Source organism: Mycobacterium kansasii ATCC 12478 (assembly GCF_000157895.3).
GTDB lineage: Bacteria > Actinomycetota > Actinomycetes > Mycobacteriales > Mycobacteriaceae > Mycobacterium > Mycobacterium kansasii.
Genome location: NC_022663.1, coordinates 4,883,272 through 4,900,394, shown reverse-complemented (window position 1 = coordinate 4,900,394; position 17,123 = coordinate 4,883,272). Strand labels below are relative to the sequence as shown.

The following is a 17,123-nucleotide window of genomic DNA, read 5'->3' as shown; positions in this document are numbered from 1 at the left end:
CATGACGACCCGTCACGACTATCAGCGAATTCCTTACCTCGTTGCCTTCCAGAACAATTCCGGCGTCCGCGATGTCTATGGCGGGCTGGCCGAGATCACCGTGCTGGAAAGCTATCTGCTGCGGCCCTCGGATAAGCCGTCGGACACCGCACTGGTGTTCATGCACCCGATCGGCGGCGGCGCATATCTGCCGATGATCAACGCGCTCGCCCGGGCCGGCCACCACGTCATCTACTGCAACAGCCGGTTTCGCGGCACCGACTCGGGGCTGCTGATGGAGAAGGTGGTCGAGGACCTCGGCGAGTGCATCAAGGACGCGAAAGCCAGGCTGGGATACCAGAAAGTGGTGCTGGCCGGGTGGAGCGGCGGCGGTTCGCTATCGATGTTCTACCAACAACAGGCGCAGCACGCGACCGTCACCTCCAGCCCCTCCGGCGACGGTCCCGACCTGACCCGGCTCGACCTTCCCGCCGCGGACGGAATCATGTTGCTGGCCGCGCACATCAGCCGGCACGGCACGCTCACTGAATGGCTCGACGCGTCGATCCTCGACGAAACCGACCCGACCAAGCGCGATCCCGAATTGGATCTGTACCACCCGGATAATCCCAACCAGCCGCCCTACAGCCAGGAATTCCTGGCGCGGTACCGGCAGGCTCAGATCGACCGAAATCGCCGAATCACCGCCTGGGTCAAGGACAAGCTCGCCGAACTCGCCGCCCGGGGCCGCCCCGATGACGAGTTCTGCTTCGTCGTGCACGGCACCATGGCCGACCCGAGGTGGCTCGACCCGACCGTCGATCCCAACGAACGCACCCCGGGCACCTGCTATCTGGGTGATCCGCGAGTGGTGAACATGAGCCCGGTCGGGTTGGCCCGGTTCTGCTCGTTACGGAGTTGGTTGTCCCAGTGGAGTTATGACGATGCCCGCGGCGACGGCGTAGCATGTGCGCGTGATCTCGCCGTCCCGGCACTGGTGATCGGTAACCTGGCAGACGACGCCTGTACGCCCAGCCATACCCGGCGGCTCTTCGACGCGATCGGGAATTCCGACAAGGAGATGTACGAAATACCGGGCGCCACACACTATTACGCGGGGCCCAACCAGCGCGACAAGCTGGCACATGCCGTCGACGTCGTGACCGACTGGCTCATCCGACACGACTTCGCGAGCACGCGGTGACGGCGCCAACCGGACCGCTGGACGGCATCCGGGTGCTCGAACTCGGCACCTTGATCGCCGGTCCGTTCGCCGGGCGGCTGCTCGGCGACATGGGCGCCGACGTCATCAAGGTGGAGCCGCCGGGTGCCCCGGATCCGTTACGCACCTGGGGTCAAGCCGAACTCAACGGGCACCACGTGTTCTGGACCGTGCATGCCCGCAACAAGCGGGCCGTCACCCTTGACCTGCGCCGTCCGCGCGGCCGGGAGCTCTTTCTCGAACTGGTCGAGAAATCCGACATTGCCGTGGAGAACTTCCGCCCGGGCACGCTGGAAAAGTGGAACCTGGGTTACGACGTGCTCAGCGAACGCAACCCGGGCATCATTCTGGTTCGGGTGTCGGGCTACGGACAAACCGGTCCCGACGCACACAAGGCCGGATACGCCTCGGTGGCCGAGGCGGCCAGCGGACTGCGTCATCTCAACGGGTTCCCCGGCGGTCCGCCGCCGCGGCTGGCACTGTCGCTGGGTGACACCCTGGCCGGCATGTTCGGCGCCCAGGGGGCGCTGGCCGCGCTGTATCGCCGCGGCGTCACCGGCAGGGGCCAGGTGGTCGACGTCGCCCTGACCGAATCCTGTTTGGCGGTACAGGAATCCACGATTCCGGACTATGACGTCGGCGGGGTGGTACGCGGACCGTCCGGCACCCGTCTGGAAGGCATTGCGCCGTCCAACATCTACCGCAGTGCCGACGGCTCCTGGGTGGTGATCGCCGCGAATCAGGACACCGTATTCGCCCGGCTGTGCAAGGCAATGGGGCGTCCGGAACTGGTCACCGACGAGCGGTTCGCCACCCACGGGGCGCGCGGCCGCAACCAGGACGAACTCGACGCAATCATCGGCGCCTGGGCCGCGGAGCGCCGGCCCGGCGAAATCATCGAAACTCTCTCCGCCGCAGGCGTGATCGCCGGGCCGATCAATACCGTCGCGGAAGTGGTCGACGATCCACAGCTACGGGCGCGCGGCATGCTGGTCGAACATTACGATGAGAGGGTCGAACGATCCGTATTGGGTCCAGGGATCGTACCGGTACTCTCCGAATCACCGGGCAGGGTGCGCTCCGCCGGTCCCCCCCACCCTGGCCGGCATAACGACGACGTCTATATCGGGCTGCTGGGCAAAACCGTCGAGGAGCTCACCGATTTGCGCGCCGAGGGGGTGCTATGAACCAGCATGTGACCATTCGCGAGGTCTCGCTGCGCGACGGACTGCAGATCGAAAAGCCGATCCCGTTGGCGGCCAAGCTGGAGTTGCTGGCCGCGATCGCCGCCACGGGAGTGCGTGAGGTGGAAGCAACGGCGTTCGTGTCGCCGTCCAAAGTTCCGGCGATGGCCGATGCCGCCGAACTCGCGGCCGAGTTGCACCGGTATCCCGACATCGAGTTCTCCGCGCTGGTAGCCAGCCCCAACGGCGCCAAGCGGGCGATCGCGGCGGGCCTGCGCGCCATCGAATATGTGGTGGCAGCCAGCGACTCGTTCAGCGCGGCCAACGTCGGTCGCAGCAGCGCCGAGGCAACCAGTCAGATCGGCGAGATCCTCGCCATCGCCCGCGGCAGCGGGGTGATCGTCGAGGTGATCGTGGCCACCGCATGGGATTGTCCGTTCGACGGTCCCACCCCGTCGCAGCGGGTGCTCGACATCGCCGCCGTCGCCCGCGGCCTGGGCGTGGACCGGTTCTCGATCGCCGACACCATCGGCACCGCGACGCCGGGTCGAGTGAGTTCGCTGATCGCACAGCTACATCCGGTGATTGGCGACATTGCGCTGGGCGGACACTTCCACAACACCCGGGGTGCGGGCCTGGCCAGCGCCTACGCGGCGGTCTGTTCCGGTGTCACCCGGCTGGATGCCTCGGTCGGCGGCCTCGGCGGCTGCCCGTTCGCCCCCGGAGCCACCGGCAACATCGCCACCGAGGATCTGGTGTATCTGCTGGCCGACAGCGGTTTCGAGGTCCACATCGACCTGCCGGCCGCCATTGCCGCGGCCGAGGTTGCGAAATCGGTGGTCGGCCATGACTTGCCGGGTGCGTTGTTACGAGCCGGCGACCGGATCCGGAACTGATGGCCGCCGGCGTACTCACCGCCAAGGGCCGCCAGACCCGGCAGGCCATCGAACAGGCTGCGCGAAAGCTCTTTGCCGAACGCGGCTTTCACGGAACCACTCTGGCCGACATCACCTCGGCCGCCGGTAAGTCGCCCGCGGTGTTCTACCGGTACTTCTCCGACAAAGAAGACCTACTGGCCGCGCTCGCCGAATCATTTCTGCACGACGTTGTCGCTCCCTCCGGGCTGAGTGTGCATCTGCCGGATACCCCCGACGACGACACGTTCTTCACCTCGGTGGTCACCGGATACTGGAACATCTTCAAACAGAACATCGGCATCATGATCGCCGTTGCCCAACTGGCCGCCACCCAACGGCGTTTCGCGGCCGTGCAGAACGAATTCCGGCGTTTCGGAATGGACATCGTGGCCGCATCGGTCCGCCGCGCTCAGGAGCAGGGTTACGGTGCTGAGCTGCATCCGCAGCACACGGCCGCCGCGATCGCGCTGCTTTTCGAAAACTTCACCACCGTGTTCGTGGGGCGCTCGGGCCCTGAAAATTTGCGTCTGGACATCAGCGACGAGGATGCGATCAAGACGTTGTCAATGATCTGGAAGAAAACTCTGTACGGCACCTAAGGAGCTCAATCGTGGATTTCAGTCTGCCAGAACATCTTCCCGGTCTGCTTGCCGAGATGGACGAATTCATCGAGTCCGATATCAAACCGCTGGAACGCCAGCACATCCAGTATTTCGACCACCGCCGCGAGCATGCCCGCACCGACTGGGACAACGGTGGCGTCCCCCGGCGCGAGTGGGAGGACCTGCTGGCCGAGATGCGCAGGCGCGCCGACCAGGCGGGCTGGCTGCGTTACGGCCTGCCGTCGCGGTTCGGAGGCCGCGACGGAACCAACGTCGATATGGCCGTCATCCGGGAACATCTGGCGCACAAGGGGCTCGGGCTGCACAACGACTTGCAGAACGAGTCCTCCATCGTCGGCAACTTCCCCCAGGTCATCATGATGGACCGATTCGGCACCGAGGCGCAGAAGAAGGAGTGGACCGAGGCGCTCATCACCGGCGAGCGGTCTATGGCATTCGGTTTGACCGAGCCCAGTCACGGCTCGGATGCCACCTGGCTCGAGACCCGTGCCGAGCGCGACGGCAACAGCTGGGTGATCAACGGCGCCAAGCGGTTCAACACCGGCGTGCACCGCGCCACCCATGATCTGGTGTTCGCCCGAACCTCGGGCGAACCCGGTCAGGCCCGTGGCATCACCGCGTTTCTCGTCCCCACCGATACTCCCGGCTTCACCGTGCCGTACTACTGGTGGACGCTCAACATGCCGACCGACCACGGCGAGGTGGCACTTGAGGACGTCCGAGTATCCGGTGACGCCGTCCTCGGCGAGGTCGATCGTGGTCTGGAGGTGGGCCAGACTTTCTTGCACGAGAACAGGATTCGCCAGGCGGCCAGCAGCCTGGGCGCCGCCCAGTACTGCATCGACCGGGCCGTCGACTACGCCAACGAACGTAGGGTATTCGGTAAGCCATTGTCGGTGAACCAGGCTGTCCAGTGGCCGCTGGTCGAGTTGCAGACCGAGGCGCAGATGGTGCGGCTGCTGGTGTACTACGCGGCCGACCAATTGGATCGCAATCACCACATGGAAGTGTCGGACAAGGTGGCAATGGCCAATTACCGCGCCAACCGGCTGGTGTGTGAGGCCGCCGACCGGGCCATGCAAGTCTTCGGCGGAATGGGATATAGCCGTCACGAACCGTTCGAGCACATCTACCGCCATCACCGCCGCTATCGGATCACCGAGGGCGCGGAGGAGATTCAGATCCGCCGGGTTGCGCAGCGGCTGTTCAAGTTCGGCAAGAAGTGACTCTGTTGGAGGACTTGGCCGCGCTGCTGGACCCGTTGCTGGGCGCCGAGGTGGCGATCGAAAACCTGCGGGTGCTCACCGGCGGCGCCAGCAGGACCACGTGGGCGTTCGACGCCGTCGTGGGCGCCGAGCGTCGACCGCTGATTCTGCGCATCGGCCCGCCCGACGACGTGCACGCCGGTATGGAACTCGAAGCCCGCGTCCAGGCCGCCGCGGCAGCCGCGGGCGCGCCGGTGCCGCACATTCTGCTGGCCGACGATTCGCCTGCGGCACTGGGCAATCCGTTCCTGATCTGCGAAGAGGTCAAAGGCGAAACCATTGTCCGGCGCATCCAGCGGCAACTCGATGATCCCGGCCGGACACGGCTGTTGCGCCAATGCGCGCGAGCACTGGCCGCGATTCACCGCGCCGAGTGGAATGGCCTGGGCCTCGTCCGAGAGGACCCGCTCGGGCAGTGGCGTGACCGGCTCGATTCCATGGGCGACACCACCGCCACCTTCGAATGGGCCTTCCGCTGGCTTAGGGCGCGTCGACCACCGCCTTCGACAGCAGTTCTGGTGCATGGCGACTTCCGGATGGGAAATCTCATCGTCGACGGCTCCGACCTTGCGGCCGTTCTGGATTGGGAGCTGGTGCATGTCGGGGAGGCATATGAGGACCTGGCCTGGTTTTGTGTGCGGGCCTGGCGGTTCGGGGCTCCGGCGAGCCTTGGCGCCGGCGGGCTGGGCAGCATCGAGAGCCTGTTGCAGGCGTATGAGGAAGCCGGCGGGGCCACCGTCGATCGGGCGGCGTTTCGCTGGTGGTTGGTACTGGCCACCCTGCGTTGGGGTGTCATCTGTCGGTACCAGGCGGAGCGCCACTTGAGTGGTCGGACCCGATCGGTCGAGTTGGCGGCGATAGGGCGCCGGGTCTGTGAGAACGAGTGGGATCTGCTCGAGCTGCTCGAGGCGGTCGGACGATGACCGGGCTTCACGGCCGGCCCACCGCTGCCGAGCTCGTGGCCGCCGTCGCCGACTTCCTGGAAGGGGACGTGCGGGCGGCGACCAGCGGGCAGGTCAACTTCCATGCCCGCGTTGCCGCCAACGCCCTGCGCATGGTCGAGCGTGAATTGCTGAGTTCCGGTGATGCCGAAGTCCGGACCGCGCTGGCCGACCTTGGTTTCGCCGACGAGGCCGCCCTTGCCGCTGCGATCCGGGCCGGTGAACTGGACGGCCGCGACGAGGAAGTCATGGCCTGCCTGCGCGCACTGGTACGTCATCGTCTGGCGGTCGCTCATCCCGGATACGACAGCGAATAGGCGGCGTCGGCGGTGCCGATTGCGTTGTCGCCGCCCGGTGGACTGGATGACTGCCCGGGTGGGCGCTCGATGCTCACCTGCGTGCGTTTCGGCCGCTTCGCTGCACCGCCGGGGGTGCGACCGGCGTCCACCGGTCGAGATGGCTTAGGAGAATAATCCGCGCAAGGCCGCCACTAGTAATGAGAACAACGGCGGCTGGATGTCCACGATGTTGTCGCCGGGACCTGCGATCGCCGATGCGCCGTCTGCCCTGGCGATTGCGATGTCGTTGTTGCCATTGAATGCTCGAGCCTGGGCGTTGTTGGCGACGACGATCGCCAGGTCGCGATTGCCTTCGTCGCCTGTTTCACCCCCCGCGAAGGCGGTGCTGTCGTTTCCGACGACGACCGCGGCGTTGAAGTGGCCTCTTTGCGCATGGACGTCGGTGTTGTCGCCGCCGACGACCACGGCGGCGTTGGCGAAGTTGCCGCCTACGGCGTCGGCTGCGACCCCGTTGTTGCCGCGGCCCACGACGGTAGCAGCGGTGACGAAGTCGTTGTCGCCGACGGCGCTAGCAGTAACGGCACCATTGTCGGCACCCACCACCGTGGCCGCCGTCGCGATGTTGAGGCTGCCATCCGCACCGGCCGCCACCCCATTGTTGGCGTTGCCCACCACCGTGGCCGCCGTCGCAATGTTGGTGTCCCCGACAGCAGTCGACGAAATCGCCTGATTCCCATCAAAAACCGCGGTCGCCGCCGTCACCACATTGACACTGCCATCCGCATCCGCCGTAACTCCACTATTGCCATCACCGACCGCCGTGGCCGCCGTGGCCACATTGATACGACCATCCGCACTAGCCGCCACCCCACTATTGGCATCACCAACCACCGTCGCCGCCGTACCAACATTGGTCTCCCCCACCGCGATCGCACTCGCCGCATCAATCACATTGTCATTACCCACCACCGTCGCGGCCGTCGCAATATTGCGCACCCCCTGCGAACTGGCCAACACCCCAGCATTACGATCCCCCACCACCGTCGCCGCCGTCGCAATGTTCGTGTCACCGCTCGACCCCGCCACAACCCCACCATTGTCGGCACCCACCACCGTGGCCGCCGTCGCGATGTTGAGGCTGCCATCCGCACCGGCCGCCACCCCATTGTTGGCGTTGCCCACCACCGTGGCCGCCGTTGCAATGTTCGTGTCACCGACAGCAGTTGCCGAAATCGCCTGATTCCCATCAAAAACCGCGGTCGCCGCCGTCACCACATTGACACTGCCATCCGCATCCGCCGTAACTCCACTATTGCCATCACCGACCACCGTGGCCGCCGTGGCCACATTGATACGACCATCCGCACTAGCCGCCACCCCACTATTGGCATCACCAACCACCGTCGCCGCCGTGGCCACATTGATACGACCATCCGCACTAGCCGCCACCCCACTATTGGCATCACCAACCACCGTCGCCGCCGTACCAACATTGGTCTCCCCCACCGCGATCGCACTCGCCGCATCAATCACATTGTCATTACCCACCACCGTCGCCGCCGTCGCAATATTGCGCACCCCCTGCGCACTGGCCAACACCCCAGCATTACGATCCCCCACCACCGTCGCCGCCGTCGCAATGTTCGTGTCACCGCTCGACCCCGCCACAACCCCACCATTGTCGGCACCCACCACCGTGGCCGCCGTGGCCACATTGATACGACCATCCGCACTAGCCGCCACCCCACTATTGGCATCACCAACCACCGTCGCCGCCGTACCAACATTGGTCTCCCCCACCGCGATCGCACTCGCCGCATCAATCACATTGTCATTACCCACCACCGTCGCGGCCGTCGCAATATTGCGCACCCCCTGCGCACTGGCCAACACCCCAGCATTACGATCCCCCACCACCGTGGCCGCCGTCGCGATATTGGTATCACCGCTCGCCGTGGCCAGGATCGCCGCACTATTGCCATCACCCACCACCGTGGCCGCCGACGCGATGTTGAGGCTGCCATCCGCACCGGCCGCCACCCCATTGTTGGCGTTGCCCACCACCGTGGCCGCCGTCGCAATGTTCGTGTCCCCGACAGCAGTCGACGAAATCGCCTGATTCCCATCAAAAACCGCGGTCGCCGCCGTCACCACATTGACACTGCCATCCGCATCCGCCGTAACTCCACTATTGCCATCACCGACCGCCGTGGCCGCCGTGGCCACATTGATACGACCATCCGCACTAGCCGCCACCCCACTATTGGCATCACCAACCACCGTCGCCGCCGTACCAACATTGGTCTCCCCCACCGCGATCGCACTGGCCACATCAATCACATTGTCATTACCCACCACCGTCGCCGCCGTCGCAATATTGCGCACCCCCTGCGCACTGGCCAACACCCCAGCATTACGATCCCCCACCACCGTCGCCGCCGTCGCAATGTTCGTGTCACCGCTCGACCCCGCCACAACCCCACCATTGTCGGCACCCACCACCGTCGCCGCCGACGCGATGTTGAGGCTGCCATCCGCACCGGCCGCCACCCCATTGTTGGCGTTGCCCACCACCGTCGCCGCCGTCGCAATGTTCGTGTCCCCGACAGCAGTCGACGAAATCGCCTGATTCCCATCAAAAACCGCGGTCGCCGCCGTCACCACATTGACACTGCCATCCGCATCCGCCGTAACTCCACTATTGCCATCACCGACCGCCGTGGCCGCCGTGGCCACATTGATACGACCATCCGCACTAGCCGCCACCCCACTATTGGCATCACCAACCACCGTCGCCGCCGTACCAACATTGGTCTCCCCCACCGCGATCGCACTCGCCGCATCAATCACATTGTCATTACCCACCACCGTCGCGGCCGTCGCAATATTGCGCACCCCCTGCGCACTGGCCAACACCCCAGCATTACGATCCCCCACCACCGTGGCCGCCGTCGCGATATTGGTATCACCGCTCGCCGTGGCCAGGATCGCCGCACTATTGCCATCACCCACCACCGTGGCCGCCGTGGCCACATTGATACGACCATCCGCACTAGCCGCCACCCCACTATTGGCATCACCGACCACCGTCGCCGCCGTCGCGATATTGGTCTCCCCCACCGCGATAGCGCTCGCGGCATCGGTCACATTGTCATTACCCACCACCGTCGCGGCTGTCGCAATATTGCGCACCCCCTGCGCACTGGCCAACACCCCAGCATTACGATCCCCCACCACCGTGGCCGCCGTGGCGATGTTGGTGTCACCGACAGCAGTTGCCGTAATCGCCTGATTCCCATCAAAAACCGCGGTCGCCGCCGTCACCACATTGACACTGCCATCCGCATCCGCCGTAACTCCACTATTGCCATCACCGACCACCGTGGCCGCCGTGGCCACATTGATACGACCATCCGCACTAGCCGCCACCCCACTATTGGCATCACCGACCACCGTCGCCGCCGTACCAACATTGGTCTCCCCCACCGCGATCGCACTCGCCGCATCAATCACATTGTCATTACCCACCACCGTGGCCGCCGTCGCAATATTGCGCACCCCCTGCGAACTGGCCAACACCCCAGCATTACGATCCCCCACCACCGTCGCCGCCGTCGCGATATTGGTATCACCACTTGCCATGGCCCGGATCGCCGCACTATTGCCATCACCCACCACCGTGGCCGCCGTCGCGATGTTGACGCTGCCATCCGCACTAGCCGCCACCCCACTATTGCCATCACCGACCACCGTGGCCGCCGTGGCAACATTGGTGCCACCGGTGGCGGCGGCCGTAATCGCATGGTTGTCACCGAAAACGGCGGTGGCAGCGGTTGCAATATTGAGTCTGCCGTCGGAAGTCGCTGCGATTCCGTTGTTTCCGTTACCCACTGCGGTGCCCAGGGTGGCGATGTTTGTGTGGCCGGCCGCGTCCGCCGCCACCGCGTTGCTGTCGCCGACAACCGTTGCAAGGGTGGCAATATTGGTGTCGCCATTGGAGGTTGCGGCGGCGCCGGTATTGCCGTTTCCGACGACGGTGGCGAGGGTGGCGTAATTGGCAACGTCGTTGGAACTGGCCAGCACCCCGCTGTTGTGGTCACCGACCACGGTCGCAAGGGTGCCGATATTGGCGGTGCCGTTGGCCTCGGCCGTAAGCGCATTGGCATCGCCAACCGCAGTGCCGAAGGTGACGATATTGCCCGCCCCGTCAGTCGTGGCCTCGACCGCGGTGTTGGCATTGCCGACCGCGGTGGCCGCCGTGGCGTAATTGCCGGTGCCGTTAGCACTGGCCAGAACCCCGCCGTTGTGGTCGCCGACGACGGTCGCAAGAGTCGCGATGTTACCGTCGCCTACGACCTGGGCGGTGGGTGCATTGTTATCGCCGACCGCGGTGGCGAACGTGGCGATATTGCCCCGATTGGTGGCGCTGGCCAGGACGGCACCGTTGTCGTTACCCACCGCAGTAGCAAAGGTGACGATGTTGTTGTCCCCCATGGCGCTTGCGGTGACACCATTGCTGTCGCCGAAAGCACTGGCAAAGGTGGCGATGTTGCCCCCACCATTGGCACCGGCTTCGACCACGTTGCTGGCAGTGCCGAAGATGGTAGCGGCGGTGCCGACCGTCGCGATATTGCCTTGGCCGTTGGCGTTGGCCGCGACCGAATTGTCGCCCTCGCCAAAGAGAGTGAGGGAGGTGGCCATCGTAGCGATATTGGCGTTGCCGCTCGCGGTGGCTCGGACCCCATCGTTGCCGTTGCCGAAAACCCCGGCCAAAGTGGCAATGTTGTTGTTCCCGTTCGCGCTGGCTTCCACCTGCTGGTTGCCGCTGCCAACGACGCTGGCGAAGGTGGCGATGTTACCGCCTCCGGTGGCATTGGCTTTGACAGCGTCGTTCGCGTTGCCCACGAATCCGATGTTGGTGGCAAACGTGGCGATATTGCCGGTGCCGTTAGCGCTGGCTTCGATCCCGTTGTTGGCGTTGCCGATTAAACCGGCATTGGTGGCAAAAGTGGCGATATTTCCGGTGCCCGCAGCGCTGGACGCCACGCCCGTGTTGGCGTTTCCAAAGACGGTGGCAAATGTCGCGATGTTGCCCTGTCCGTCAGTGCCGGCGGTAACGCCGTCGTTCGCATTGCCGAATGCCGTTGCAAAAGTGGCGATATTGCCGGTGCCGCTGGCGCCGGCTTCGATGTTCTGGTTGCCATTGCCGATGATGTTGATGTTGTTGGCAAAGGTGGCGATGTTGAAGTCACCGTCAGCCGTGGCCTTGACGCCGTCGTTCCCGACACTTATCAGGCCGCTGCTGGTGGCGAAGGTAGCGATATTTGTGCGGCCGACGGCCGCGGCGGTGATATCACCGTTGGCGTTGCCTGCCACGGTGGCAAAGGTGGCGATATTGGTGTCACCGCTAGCGCTGGCACCGATCTCATGATTGCCGTTGAACACGGCAGTGCCGAAGGTGGCGATATTGAGATGGCCTGCGGTGGCAGCGGTTACGTCATGGTTGCCGTTGCCGACGGCGCTGGCGAAGGTAGCGATGTTGGTGTCGCCGTTGGCGCTCGCGCCGACCTCGTTCCCGCCGCCGACTGCAGTGCCGAAGGTGGCGATGTTGAGGCGGCCGACGGCATCGGCGCCAGCCCCATGGTTGCCGTTGCCGACCACGGTCGCGAAGGTGGCGATGTTGGTATCGCCATCGGTGCTGGTTGCGATGCCGCTGTTGGCGTTGCCGATTACGTTGCTGAACGTGGCGATGTTGGTGTTGCCGACGGCGTCGGCCGCGACCCCGTTGTTGTTGTTGCCGATGGCGTTGGTCATCGTGGCGATATTGAGGTTGCCATCAGCACCGGCCAACACCCCGCCGTTGTTGTCGCCGAGCACGGTAGCGACGGTGGCGATATTGGTCTGGCCGGCGACACTGGCTTGAACACCGCTGTTGTTATTTCCCAACACGGTAGCAATGGTTCCGACGTTGGCGTTCGCGACCGCACCACTTCCGTCGGCACCGGCGGTAACCATGCCGTTGTTGCTACCGAGCACAGTGGCGAAGGTGCCGATGTTGGTGTTCGCGACTGCGTCATTTCCATTGGCACCCACGGTAACTGTGCTGTTGTGGTTCCCGACGACGGTAGCAAAGTTGGCGATGTTCGTTCGGGCTACGGAGCCCGTGCCGTTCGCGCCGACTCCGACCGGGCTGTTGTAGTTGCCGAGCACTGTTGCAGCGTTGAAGTACCCGCCGCCGGCGTGGGCTGCGTTGTTGTCCCCGAAAACCCAGGCGCCGTTGCCTATACCGTCAATCGCACCGGCCTGGTTGTTGTTACCCAGAATTCCGGTGAAGTTCACAGTGCCACCGGCGCCGGTGCTATTGCCGCTACCGAGCGTAAGAGCCCTTGTGACCACGCCGACGACATCGGCTACATTGTCGTCACCGAAAACCCAAGCGCGGTTACCAAAGCCGTCAACCACACCGACCTGATTGCCATTACCGACCAGCCCGGCGAAATTCACGTAACCACCGGTGCTCACACTGTTGCCACTGCCGAAAGTCGATGCCGCAGTAAGCAAACCACCCACCTGCGCTACATTGTCGTCACCGAAAGCCCAAGCGCGGTTACCAAAGCCGTCAACCACACCGACCTGATTGCCATTACCGACCAGCCCGGCGAAGTTCACATAACCACCGGTGCTCACACTGCTGCCACTGCCGAAAGTCGATGCCGCAGTAAACAAACCACTCACCTGCGCTACATTGCCGTCACCGAAAACCCAAGCGCGGTTGCCAAAGCCGTCAACCACACCGACCTGATTGCCATTACCGACCAGCCCGGCGAAATTCACATAACCACCGGTGCTGACAGTGTTGCCGCTACCGAAGGCCGAGGCCAGGGTAAACAAGCCGCCGGCCTGTGCGGTGCTGGTGTCGCCCACGGCCAACGCCGTGTTGAGAATGCCACTACTGCTGGCGCCGGTGGCGCTGCCCAGGGCCCAGGCCCCGTCGAGCAACCCGGCAGCACTGGCAGAACTGTTCTGGCCGAGGGCCACCGCCAGCCCACCGAAAGTCGAGTTCGCCTGCGCGGTGCCCAACTGCACAAGTTGCAGCCCGCTGAACGACACACTGACATCCAAAGCATTGAGGGATTCAGCCTGGGCGGCCAGGTTGACGGCCGCAATCGAACTGCTTGCATTGCCCTGAAGCGTTTGCAGCACTCCTTGCCACGGCGCCAGCTGAGCGGCCACCGTCGAAACCCCGGCGTGGTAGCCCGACAGGGCTGCCACATCCTGGGCCCACATCTGCTCGTAGTGCGCTTCGGTGGCTGCGATCGCCGGAGCATTCAGACCGAACAAATTCGACATCGCGAGCATGACGAGCTGATTCCGATTCGTCGCCACCACCGCCGGATGCACGATCGCCGCTAGCGCGTCCTCAAACACCGTCGCCGCTGTACCGGCCTGGACGGACGCACTCTGGGCCCCGGCGGCGGCGGCGTTCAGCCAGCTCGCGTATGGAGCGGCGGCACTCGCCATCGCCGCCGCCGCCCAGCCCTGCCAGGAGTCGCCGACCAACGCCTCGGTCACCGACTCGAATGACGCTGCGGCCGAGGTTAATTCGTCGGCCAGCCGCTGCCACGACGCCGCCGCCTGCAGCATCGGGGCTGACCCGGGACCGGCATAAATCTGCGCCGAGTTGATCTCCGGGGGCAAAACCGAAAAGTTCATCGCATTCTTTCCTCTCCGAGCTGGCCCGGTCGACTTCAGAAGTTGCTACCAAAGAAGCCGGCCCAACCGGTACCGATATTGAAGCCCCCGGAGTTGCTGTTGCCGAAATTACCAATACCCGAATTGAATCCGCTGGCAACGTCGTTGATGTTTCCAAAGCCGGAATTATTGTCTCCGGTGTTGAAGAACCCGACATTATAAAAGCCCGTGTTCCCGAAGCCCGAGTCGTTGTTGGAACCCGTGTTTCCAATTCCGGAGTGCAGGGTCCCTTGATTCCCGATACCCGCATTGTTCTGGCCGGGGCCGCCAGCGACACCCGCGTTGCCGTAGCCCGAGTTGTTATCACCGAAGTTGTTGAAACCAGAGTTGCCGGTACCGGTATTGCCAAACCCCGAGTTGGCAACCGTCTGTATGATCGAACTGCCGAAACCGGTGTTCAGCGTTCCGGAGTTCAAGGCGCCGGTATTGGTATGGCCCGAATTCCACAATCCGGTATTGACGGAGCCCGCGTTGAAGCTCCCGGTATTCACGTCGCCTGCGTTGAAGCTCCCGAAGTTACCGTCGCCCGAGTTGTAGTCGCCCGTGCTGCCGGAGCCCGAGTTGAACCAGCCGGTGTTGTGGCTGCCCGCGTTGAAAGCGCCGGCATTGCCCGAGCCGGCGTTACCAAAGCCGGTGTCGTAGGACCCGGAATTCCAGAAGCCGGTGCTGGTCACGCCCGAGTTTCCGAAGCCGGTGCTGCCCATCCCGGAGTTCCAGCCACCCCAGTTGCCCACCCCCGAGTTCAACCACCCCAGGTTGTTGCTTCCAGAGTTGAAAATACCGGTGTTACCGCTACCAGAATTGAACAAGCCGACGTTTCCGGTGCCGGAGTTCAGGCCGCCGAATCCAATTTGATTGTCGCCGGTGAGGCCGATACCGATATTATTGTTTCCGGTATTCGCAAAGCCGATATTGTTGTTACCGGTGTTGGCAAAGCCGACATTGAGATTGCCACCGTTCCCGCTGCCGAGGTTGCCGCTGCCATTGTTTCCGCTGCCGAAGTTATTGCTGCCGGCGTTGCCGAAGCCAAGGTTGCCGCCGCCAATATTTCCGCTGCCGAAGTTATTGCTGCCGACGTTCCCGTGGCCGAGGTTCGCATCCCCGTTGTTACCGCTGCCCAGGTTGTTGTTGCCGGCGTTGCCGCTGCCGGCGTTGAGGCTGCCGGCATTGCCGCTGCCAAGGTTGACGTTACCGGTGTTGCCGCTGCCGAAATTGACGTTGCCGTTGTTGCCGCTACCCAGGTTGACGTTGCCGTTGTTGCCGCTGCCCAGATTCAAATCGCCGGCATTGCCGGAGCCGAAGTTTCCATTGCCGGTATTGCCGAAACCCAGGTTGGACAGCGAGATGTTGGTGCCGGCGGCCGCACTCGACCCGGCCGAGATGGCGGACGCCACCGGTCCTCTCCCGGAAGCCGGCATCTCTGACGTGCCCGACTGGCCCGATCCGGCGGAATTGCCTTGCGGCCCAGCACCCCACGGCGACAATGCGGCCGCCGCGGCAGACGTGTCAGCGTGATAACCGAGCATCGCGACCACGTCCTGCGCCCACATCTGCTCGTATTGGGCCTCGGCTGAGGCAATCGCCGGCGCGTTCAAGCCAAGCACGTTCGACGCCACCAGCTGCACGAACCGATTACGGTTGATCGCCACCATCAATGGATGCACTGTGGCCGCGCGCGCCGCGTCAAACGCTCTGGCCACCGCACGAGCCTGGGCTGCCGCCCCTGAAGCGTGGCCCGCCGCGGCACTCAACCATCGGGCGTATGGCGCCGCTGCAGCCGCCATCGCCGCTGACGCCGGCCCCCGCCACGAGCCGTCGACCAACCCCGATGCCACCGAGGAAAACGACGACGCCGCACCGGCGAGCTCGCCGGCCAGTCCGTCCCAGGCCGTAGCCGCGGCCAGCATCGGTTGCGGACCGGCGCCGGCGAAAATCCGCACCGAATTGATCTCCGGCGGCAACACCGAAAAATTCATCACCCTAGCCCTTCCGCAGCCGACCTGCCCCGACCGACGGGCCCGCGATTACGGGCCAGAGCAACCGTTACACCGGCGCGCCCAGGCTGTCAGCGGTTCGGGCGAATTGCTCTAGGGGGTCCTGGCCGCATCCCGGTTACCACTGCCACGCAGCGGGTTCCGCGGTCGCGGCAGCGCCCTCGTTGCCGACGGGTTAGCGGCGCGACTCGGCGAATCAGACGGTCCCGACGAGCCCTCCTTCAAACCGGGCCACCCACCGAGCCCGTGCGTATCGTCGAACCCGACCATGACGAACAACGGGCACGTGGCAGCCGCAGCGATGCCTGGGTCCGGGCGCGCGCACCGGCCAGCGCTGACATGCCGATCGCCGCCCGATTAACACTGGTACGACGCCGATTGGCCGACGCACACGCGGATACGACGACGAATAGGAATCATGCTCATGCCCTCTTCCACCACCGAGGCCATTGCCGAAGTGGCCGACCGGTTGTTCACGGCCATCGAAAACAGCGACCGGGCGGCGGTTGCCCGCATGTGGAGCGACGACATCGCAGTGTGGCGCGCGGGTGCCCATCGCGATGACGACAAGGCCCGCGCATTGCGGGTGATCGATTGGTTTGTCTCGGCGACCGCGGAGCGTCGCTATGAGGTTCTGGACCGCCAGATTTTCGAGGACGGGTCAGGTAGGGGCTTCGTCCAACAGCACGTGCTACATGCCGCGGGCCAGACCGGGCAGTCGATCGAGCTGCGGGTTTGCATCGTGATCAAGCTGGACACCGAAGGTTTGATAAACCGGATCGACGAGTACTTCGACCCGGCCGAGCTTGCGCCCTTGCTCGGCTGAGGCCCGTCAGTGCATCGCCGCCGGCGACAGGCTTTGCGACCGGTCCCTCCGCTTGCGGGTACACCACAAAGGATCCGACAACCACCGGGTGGGCTCCACGCCCGATAGACAGTGAGGCAGC

General features: G+C 64.4%; 10 protein-coding genes. 8 read left to right on the top strand and 2 right to left on the bottom strand.

What is annotated here, in order from left to right; translation table 11 throughout:
• Position 1 precedes the first annotated feature (1 nt).
• The 7 genes from MKAN_RS21280 to MKAN_RS21250 are packed head-to-tail and all read left to right on the top strand — an operon-like array spanning position 2 to position 6,448.
• Complete coding sequence (locus MKAN_RS21280) at positions 2 to 1,183, top strand: alpha/beta hydrolase (RefSeq protein ID WP_023371925.1); 1,182 nt, start codon at positions 2 to 4, stop codon at positions 1,181 to 1,183.
• Positions 1,180 to 2,388: a CaiB/BaiF CoA transferase family protein gene (locus tag MKAN_RS21275; protein ID WP_023371924.1), complete on the top strand. Its 1,209-nt coding sequence runs from the start codon at positions 1,180 to 1,182 to the stop codon at positions 2,386 to 2,388. The genes MKAN_RS21280 and MKAN_RS21275 overlap by 4 nt, the downstream gene beginning before the upstream one ends.
• Positions 2,385 to 3,281, top strand: a complete 897-nt coding sequence (locus tag MKAN_RS21270) for a hydroxymethylglutaryl-CoA lyase (protein ID WP_023371923.1) — start codon at positions 2,385 to 2,387, stop codon at positions 3,279 to 3,281. Before MKAN_RS21275 ends, MKAN_RS21270 begins: the two co-directional genes overlap by 4 nt.
• The gene (locus MKAN_RS21265) at positions 3,281 to 3,901 is read left to right on the top strand and encodes a TetR/AcrR family transcriptional regulator (protein WP_023371922.1); all 621 of its coding nucleotides are present in this window, start codon (positions 3,281 to 3,283) and stop codon (positions 3,899 to 3,901) included. Before MKAN_RS21270 ends, MKAN_RS21265 begins: the two co-directional genes overlap by 1 nt.
• Positions 3,902 to 3,912: 11 nt before the next feature.
• Positions 3,913 to 5,151 carry an acyl-CoA dehydrogenase family protein gene (locus tag MKAN_RS21260; RefSeq protein WP_023371921.1) on the top strand — a complete coding sequence of 413 codons (1,239 nt, stop codon included), beginning with the start codon at positions 3,913 to 3,915 and terminating at the stop codon, positions 5,149 to 5,151.
• Positions 5,148 to 6,113 (top strand): phosphotransferase family protein, encoded by a 966-nt coding sequence (locus MKAN_RS21255; RefSeq protein WP_023371920.1) that lies wholly within the window; start codon positions 5,148 to 5,150, stop codon positions 6,111 to 6,113. The genes MKAN_RS21260 and MKAN_RS21255 overlap by 4 nt, the downstream gene beginning before the upstream one ends.
• Positions 6,110 to 6,448 carry a DUF6285 domain-containing protein gene (locus MKAN_RS21250; RefSeq protein WP_023371919.1) on the top strand — a complete coding sequence of 113 codons (339 nt, stop codon included), beginning with the start codon at positions 6,110 to 6,112 and terminating at the stop codon, positions 6,446 to 6,448. Before MKAN_RS21255 ends, MKAN_RS21250 begins: the two co-directional genes overlap by 4 nt.
• A gap of 144 nt (positions 6,449 to 6,592) precedes the next feature.
• Here the strand turns inward: MKAN_RS21250 and MKAN_RS28915 are convergent, their stop codons facing one another.
• Both MKAN_RS28915 and MKAN_RS21240 read right to left on the bottom strand, forming a co-directional pair.
• A complete protein-coding gene (locus MKAN_RS28915; RefSeq protein ID WP_023371918.1) occupies positions 6,593 to 14,143 on the bottom strand; it encodes a PPE domain-containing protein in 7,551 nt (2,516 codons plus the stop codon).
• Positions 14,144 to 14,178: 35 nt separating this feature from the next.
• The gene (locus tag MKAN_RS21240; protein WP_036444274.1) at positions 14,179 to 16,158 is read right to left on the bottom strand and encodes a PPE family protein; all 1,980 of its coding nucleotides are present in this window, start codon (positions 16,156 to 16,158) and stop codon (positions 14,179 to 14,181) included.
• A 442-nt stretch (positions 16,159 to 16,600) separates the two neighbouring features.
• On the opposite strand from MKAN_RS21240, the gene MKAN_RS21235 reads away from it, so the two are divergent.
• On the top strand, positions 16,601 to 17,002 hold the full coding sequence (locus tag MKAN_RS21235; RefSeq protein ID WP_036391794.1) for a nuclear transport factor 2 family protein: 402 nt from the start codon (positions 16,601 to 16,603) through the stop codon (positions 17,000 to 17,002).
• Positions 17,003 to 17,123 lie beyond the last annotated feature (121 nt).

Excerpts from the sequence above, each read along its gene's own strand:
- MKAN_RS21280 (WP_023371925.1), top strand. The coding sequence starts at position 2 with ATGACGACCCGTCACGACTATCAGCGAATTCCTTACCTCGTTGCCTTC.
- MKAN_RS21270 (WP_023371923.1), top strand. The coding sequence starts at position 2,385 with ATGAACCAGCATGTGACCATTCGCGAGGTCTCGCTGCGCGACGGACTG.
- MKAN_RS21265 (WP_023371922.1), top strand. The coding sequence starts at position 3,281 with ATGGCCGCCGGCGTACTCACCGCCAAGGGCCGCCAGACCCGGCAGGCC.
- MKAN_RS21250 (WP_023371919.1), top strand. The coding sequence starts at position 6,110 with ATGACCGGGCTTCACGGCCGGCCCACCGCTGCCGAGCTCGTGGCCGCC.
- MKAN_RS28915 (WP_023371918.1), bottom strand. The coding sequence starts at position 14,143 with ATGAACTTTTCGGTTTTGCCCCCGGAGATCAACTCGGCGCAGATTTAT.
- MKAN_RS21240 (WP_036444274.1), bottom strand. The coding sequence starts at position 16,158 with ATGAATTTTTCGGTGTTGCCGCCGGAGATCAATTCGGTGCGGATTTTC.
- MKAN_RS21235 (WP_036391794.1), top strand. The coding sequence starts at position 16,601 with ATGCCCTCTTCCACCACCGAGGCCATTGCCGAAGTGGCCGACCGGTTG.